Annotated in this window: 7 protein-coding genes; 2 read left to right on the forward strand and 5 right to left on the reverse strand. The window is 74.3% G+C overall.

What is annotated here, in order from left to right; translation table 11 throughout:
• Positions 1-77 precede the first annotated feature (77 nt).
• From GTR00_RS11750 to rpsB, 5 genes are all read right to left on the reverse strand, one after another.
• Positions 78-953, reverse strand: coding sequence for a phosphatidate cytidylyltransferase (locus tag GTR00_RS11750; protein ID WP_166611810.1), 876 nt, complete (start codon positions 951-953; stop codon positions 78-80).
• Positions 950-1,507: a ribosome recycling factor gene (gene frr, locus GTR00_RS11755; protein WP_166611811.1), complete on the reverse strand. Its 558-nt coding sequence runs from the start codon at positions 1,505-1,507 to the stop codon at positions 950-952. The genes GTR00_RS11750 and frr overlap by 4 nt, the downstream gene beginning before the upstream one ends.
• A gap of 79 nt (positions 1,508-1,586) precedes the next feature.
• Positions 1,587-2,333 (reverse strand): UMP kinase, encoded by a 747-nt coding sequence (gene pyrH, locus GTR00_RS11760; RefSeq protein WP_166611814.1) that lies wholly within the window; start codon positions 2,331-2,333, stop codon positions 1,587-1,589.
• Positions 2,334-2,520: 187 nt separating this feature from the next.
• Complete coding sequence (gene tsf, locus GTR00_RS11765; RefSeq protein WP_166611812.1) at positions 2,521-3,348, reverse strand: translation elongation factor Ts; 828 nt, start codon at positions 3,346-3,348, stop codon at positions 2,521-2,523.
• A 95-nt stretch (positions 3,349-3,443) separates the two neighbouring features.
• Positions 3,444-4,382, reverse strand: a complete 939-nt coding sequence (gene rpsB / locus GTR00_RS11770) for a 30S ribosomal protein S2 (RefSeq protein WP_166611813.1) — start codon at positions 4,380-4,382, stop codon at positions 3,444-3,446.
• Between the two features lie 263 nt (positions 4,383-4,645).
• On the opposite strand from rpsB, the gene GTR00_RS11775 reads away from it, so the two are divergent.
• Together GTR00_RS11775 and GTR00_RS11780 are read left to right on the forward strand one after the other, a co-directional pair.
• The gene (locus tag GTR00_RS11775) at positions 4,646-5,818 is read left to right on the forward strand and encodes a pyridoxal phosphate-dependent aminotransferase (RefSeq protein WP_166611815.1); all 1,173 of its coding nucleotides are present in this window, start codon (positions 4,646-4,648) and stop codon (positions 5,816-5,818) included.
• The gene (locus GTR00_RS11780) at positions 5,815-6,210 is read left to right on the forward strand and encodes a TraR/DksA family transcriptional regulator (RefSeq protein WP_323132421.1); all 396 of its coding nucleotides are present in this window, start codon (positions 5,815-5,817) and stop codon (positions 6,208-6,210) included. The genes GTR00_RS11775 and GTR00_RS11780 overlap by 4 nt, the downstream gene beginning before the upstream one ends.
• Positions 6,211-6,276: the final 66 nt, after the last annotated feature.

Here is a 6,276-nt window from a genome sequence, read left to right on the forward strand (position 1 = left end):
TGGTAAGGCGCGCCGGCCGCGGGGCCCGCCGCTCTCGCGGCGGACCCCGCGGCCGGCGCGGGCGGGGACCGGTGGGGTCAGGGCCCGACGAGGACCAGCAGCAGCAGGTGCACCACGGGCGCGGTCGGCAGGAGCGAGTCCAGCCGGTCCATCACCCCGCCGTGCCCGGGCAGCAGGTCGCCCATGTCCTTGATGCCCAGGTCCCGCTTGAGCATCGACTCCGACAGGTCGCCCAGGACGGCGACGCCGACGGTGAGCAGGCCCAGCAGCAGACCGCCCCACCAGGGCCCGCCCAGCGCCAGCGGCAGGCCCACCGCCCCCAGCACGGCGCCGGTCACCAGCGAGCCCGCGGTGCCCTCCCAGGACTTCTTCGGGCTGACCGAGGGCGCCATGGGGTGCCGGCCGAGGAAGACGCCGGCCGCGTAGCCGCCGATGTCGCTGGCCACGGCGAGCACCACGAAGAGCAGCACCCGCCAGGGCCCGTCGGAGGCCGCGAGCATGAGCATCGCGAAGGAGCCCAGCAGCGGTCCGTAGGAGACGACGAAGACGCCGCCGGCGACGTCGCGCACCGCCGGCACCCCCACCGGGGTGCCGTGGTCGCCGCCGGTGGCGACCATCCGCCAGACCAGCACGGCCAGCACCGTCAGGACGTAGGCGACCAGCAGGGTGTCGCCGCCGCCGAGGTAGGCGCCGGGCAGCATCGCGAGGGTGCCCACCACGGGGGGCAGCACCGGCACGCGCAGGTGCTGGGCGCGGAAGGCCCGCACCACCTCCACGGTGCCGTAGAGGACGGCGGCGCAGGCGAGCACGACGAACGCCTCGGGCCGCACGAAGAGGCTGAGCAGCAGCACCGCGCCGAGCGCGAACCCCACGCCGATGGCGGCGGGGAGGTTGCGCCCGGCGCGGGGTGCGCGCGCGGCCGCGGCGGCCGCGTCGGGTGCGGGCGCGTTCACACCGCCAGGAGTTCCGCTTCCTTGTTCTTCAACAGCTCGTCGACGGCCTCGACGTGCTTGCGCGTGGTGGCCTCGAGGTCCTTCTCCGCACGGGTGACCTCGTCCTCGCCGGCCTCGCCGTCCTTGACGATGCGGTCGAGCTCCTCCTTGGCGCGGCGGCGCACGTTGCGCAGCGAGACGCGGGCGTCCTCGGCCTTGGTGCGGGCGAGCTTGATGTAGTCCTTGCGCCGCTCCTCGGTGAGCTGCGGCAGCGTGATGCGGATGACCTGCCCGTCGTTGCCCGGGTTGACCCCGAGGTCGGAGTTGCGCAGCGCCTTCTCGATCTCGCCCATCGCGCCGCGGTCGAACGGCGTGATGAGCACCGAGCGCGCCTCGGGGATCTGGAAGGAGGCCAGCTGCTGCAGCGGGGTCGGGGCGCCGTAGTAGTCCACGAGGATCTTGTGGAACATGGCGGCGTTGGCCCGGCCGGTGCGGATCGCGCTGAAGTCCTCCTTGGCGACCTCGATCGCCTTGCTCATCTTCTCCTCGGCCTCGAGGAGGGTGTCGTCGATCACGGTGGTCCCTTCGTCCTGCGCCGGCGCGTGACGGTGCCCGCGGTGGGCGGCGGACCCGGTCCCCCGGGCCCGCGGCGGCTCAGCCGGCGGTCACCTGCGTGCCGATCCTCTCACCCCGCAGCGCGCGCGCCACGCCCTGGCCCTCCATGCCGAAGACGACCATCGGCAGGCCGTTGTCCATGCACAGGCTGAAGGCGGTGGTGTCGACCACGCGCAGGCCCTGCTGCAGGGCCTCGGAGTAGCGGATCTCGTCGATCTTGGTGGCGGTGGGGTCCTTGCGCGGGTCGCCCGTGTAGACGCCGTCCACGCCGTTCTTGGCCATGAGGACGGCGTCGGCGCGCACCTCCAGCGCCCGCTGGGCGGCCACGGTGTCGGTGGAGAAGTACGGCATGCCCGCGCCGGCGCCGAAGATGACCACGCGGTTCTTCTCCATGTGGCGGATCGCGCGGCGCGGGATGTACGGCTCGGCGACCTGGCCCATGGTGATGGCGGTCTGCACGCGGGTGTCCACGCCGGCCTGCTCCAGGAAGTCCTGCAGGGCCAGGGCGTTCATCACCGTGCCGAGCATGCCCATGTAGTCGGCGCGGCTGCGCTCCATGCCGCGCTGGGACAGCTCCGCGCCGCGGAAGAAGTTGCCGCCGCCGACGACGATGGCGACCTGCACGCCCTGCTTGACGCCGCTGGCGATCTCGCGGGCGACCTGGGCGATGACGTCGGGGTCGACACCGACGGAGCCGTTGCCGAAGAACTCGCCGGACAGCTTCAGCAGCACCCGGCGGTAGCGGGGCTTGGGCTCGACCGTGCCGGTCCCCAGGTCGACGGTCAGGCTCGGCTCGGTGGTGTCCGGCACGCGGGTCTCCTCTAGGGCGGGTCGGGGTTCTGGGGAAGTGTGCCGCACCGCCGCGCGGGCGGGGCGGTGCGGCGCGGGCGCGCTGGTCCGGACGGGTGCGCGGGCACCCGGACGCGCGAACGGGGCGGGCGGACCGGAGTCCACCCGCCCCGTGGGGGACGTCTCAGGCGCCGACGCGGATGCGGGCGTAGCCCGTCACCTTCACGCCCGCGCTGGCCAGCAGCTTGGTGATCGTCTGCTTGGGGTCCTTGGCGAACGGCTGCTCCAGCAGGACGTTGTCCTTGAAGTAGCTGTTGACGCGGCCCTCGACGATCTTGGCCATGGCCGCCTCGGGCTTCTTCTCCTCGCGCGCGGTCTCCTCGGCGATGCGGCGCTCGTTCTCGACCGTCTCGGCCGGGACCTCGTCGCGGCTGAGGTAGATCGGGGACATGGCCGCCGCGTGCATGGCGATGTCGCGGCCGACCTCGTCGTTGGCGGAGTCCAGCGCCACCAGCACGCCGATGGTGGGCGGCAGGTCGCTGGCGGTCTTGTGCAGGTAGGAGGACACGTGGGCGCCCTCCACGCGGGCGACGCGGTTGACGACGATCTTCTCGCCGATCGTCGCGTTGGCCTCGTCGAGGACCTCCTGGACGGTCTTGCCGCCCGTGTCGGAGGCCAGCAGGGTCTGCGCGTCGGTGGCGCCGATCGCCACGGCCTGCTGCAGGACGCGGTCGGCCAGCTCGATGAAGCGCTCGCCCTTGGCGACGAAGTCGGTCTCGCAGTTGACCTCGACGAGGACGCCCACGCCGCCGTCGACGTGCGCGGCCACCAGGCCGTTGGAGGCGTCGCGGCCCTCGCGCTTGGTGACGCCCTTGAGGCCCTTGATGCGCAGCAGCTCGACGGCCTTGTCGAAGTCGCCCTCGGACTCCACGAGCGCGTTCTTGCAGTCCAGCATGCCCGCGCCGGTCATCTCGCGCAGCTTCTTGACGTCAGCGGCGGTGTACGCAGCCATCGGTCCTTCTCCTCCTGGGGTGTCGGACGAACTCGGAGTGGGTGGGGCCGGACGCACGGACGCCCCGGGCCGAGGACGGCCCGGGGCGTGCGCGGTCAGGCCTGGGTGGAGGCGCCGACGGTCTGCGAGGGGGCCTCGGCCTCGGTGGGCTCGTCGCCGGACAGGGCCACGGCCTGGGCGTCCTGGCCGGTGGCCGCGGCGGCGGCGGCCGCCTCGGGGCGGTCGGAGCCCTCGGCGGTCGGGATGCTCTCGGAGCCGCCGGACTGGATGTTCTCGCTGCCGGCGAGCAGGTCCTGCTCCCAGGCGGCCAGCGGCTCGGCGTCGGTGGCGGTGGTGCCGCCGCCGTGGCGGACCTGCAGGCCCTCGGCGACGGCGTCGGCGATGACGCGGGTCAGCAGGGTGACCGAGCGGATCGCGTCGTCGTTGCCGGGGATGCGGTAGTCGACGTCGTCCGGGTCGCAGTTGGAGTCCAGGATCGCCACGACCGGGATGCCGAGCTTCTTGGCCTCGTCGACGGCCAGGTGCTCCTTGTTGGTGTCCACGATCCACACGGCGGAGGGGACCTTCGCCATGTCGCGGATGCCGCCGAGGGTCTTGTCCAGCTTCTCCTTCTCCCGGCGCAGGACCAGGAGCTCCTTCTTCGTCAGGCCGGAGCCGGCCACGTCGTCGAAGTCGATCTCCTCGAGCTCGCGCAGGCGCGTGAGGCGCTTGGAGACGGTGGAGAAGTTGGTCAGCATGCCGCCGAGCCAGCGCTGGTTGACGTAGGGCATGCCCACGCGGCGGGCCTGCTCGGCGATGGGCTCCTGGGCCTGCTTCTTCGTCCCGATGAACAGGATCGAGCCGCCGTGGGCGACGGTCTCCTTGACGAAGTCGTAGGCGCGGTCGATGAACGACAGCGACTGCTGGAGGTCGATGATGTAGATGCCGTTGCGCTCCGTGAACAGGAAGCGCTTCATCTTCGGGTTCCAGCGGCGCGTCTGGTGCCCGAAGTGCACACCGGACTCGAGCAGCTGGCGCATCGTCACGACGGCCATGGGTGGTCCTCCTCGCGCCGGCCCCGCAGGGGCCGATCGGTTCTCCGCGGCGGACCGGGCGGTCCGTCGCGCCTGGTCCCCGGCAGCGCACCCCGACCGCCGGTGGACGGCGGACCGGGAGGGGTGGCTCCCTGCGGGTCGCAGGACGCGGGGACGCGGTGTCACGCCGACCGCGGACGGCTGGTGGCCGGGCGCGCACGACGTGCCCCCGTAGTCTACGGGTCGTGAGCAGCACTCTCGACCGCGGCGGTGTCGTGCGGCGCATGCGGCGCTTCGGCCCCACGGTCTTCGCCGAGATGTCCGCGCTCGCGCTGCGCACCGGGGCCGTCAACCTCGGCCAGGGCTTCCCCGACGCCGACGGGCCGGCCTCCCTGCTGGCCGACGCCGCCGAGGCGATCCGCACCGGGCGCAACCAGTACCCGCCGGGCGTGGGCGAGCCCGAGCTGCTGAGCGCGGTGGCCGAGCACCAGCGCCGCTTCCGCGGCGTCGAGCTGGACCCGGCCACGCAGGTGCTCGTCACCGCCGGGGCCACCGAGGGCATCGCCGCGGCCGTGCTGGCGCTGGCCGAGCCGGGCGACGAGGTCGTCGTGCTGGAGCCCGCCTACGACTCCTACGCGGCCGTGATCGCGCTGGCGGGGGCCGTGCAGCGCCCAGTGGCGCTGCTGCCGACCGGGGACGGGGACGGCCCGGGCCGCTTCGCCCTGGACCGCGAGGGGCTGCGCGCGGCCTTCACCGAGCGCACCCGCCTGGTGCTGCTCAACACCCCCCACAACCCCACCGGCACGGTCCTGACCGGCGAGGAGCTGGCGGAGGTGGCGCGCCTGGCCGTCGAGCACGACGTCGTGGTCGTCACCGACGAGGTGTACGAGCACCTCGTCTTCGACGGCGCGGTGCACGTGCCGCCGGCGAGCCTGCCGGGGATGGCCGAGCGGACCCTGTCGGTGTCCTCCGCCGGCAAGACCTTCTCGGTGACCGGGTGGAAGATCGGCTGGGTCACCGGCCCGGCGCACCTGGTCGCGGCCGTGCGCACGGTCAAGCAGTTCCTCACCTACGTCAACGGCGCGCCGTTCCAGCCCGCCGTGGCGCGCGCGCTCGGCCTGGGGGACGGCTTCTACCGCGACCTGGCCGCGGACCTGCAGCGCCGCCGGGACCTGCTCAGCGCCGGGCTGGTCTCCGCCGGGTTCGCGGTGGGCGCGCCGCAGGGCACGTACTTCGTCGTGGCCGACCCGCGCCCGCTGGGCTTCGAGGACGGCACCGCCTTCTGCCGCGCGCTGCCGGAGCTGGCCGGGGTGGTGGGCGTGCCGCTGTCCGCCTTCTGCGGCGAGGACGGCCCCGCCGCCGAGGCCGCCCGGCCGCTGGTGCGCTTCACCTTCTGCAAGTCCGACGCGGTGCTGCTGGAGGCCTGCGAGCGGCTGCAGGCGCTGCGCGCGCGGTGAGCGGGCCGCCGGCGAGCGGGCAGCGCGCCGGGCTGCGCGCGGCGCTGCAGGCCGAGCGGACCGCGGCCCTGGAGCGCGCCGCCGCCCTCGAGCGCGAGCTCGCCAGCGCCCTGGAGGTGGCCGCCGAGGGCGGCGCCGACGACGAGCACGACCCCGAGGGGTCGACCACGGCGTTCGAGCGGGCGCAGGTCGCCGCCGTGCTGGAGCAGGTGCGCCAGCGGCTGGCGCAGCTCTCGGACGCCCTGCGCCGCCTCGACGAGCCCGGCTTCGGGCGGTGCGAGCGCTGCGGGCGGCCGATCGCGGCCGAGCGCCTGGCCGCCCGGCCGTGGGCGAGCACGTGCATCGCCTGCGCCGCCGCGAGCCCGGCGGCGCACCGCGCGGGACGCCGCTGACGGGGACGCCGCGCCCGCCCCGCGCGGCGCGGTCTCCCCGGGGGCGCCCGGGGCGGGCGCGTCCAC

This window comes from Kineococcus indalonis (assembly GCF_009906395.1).
Lineage (GTDB): Bacteria > Actinomycetota > Actinomycetes > Actinomycetales > Kineococcaceae > Kineococcus > Kineococcus indalonis.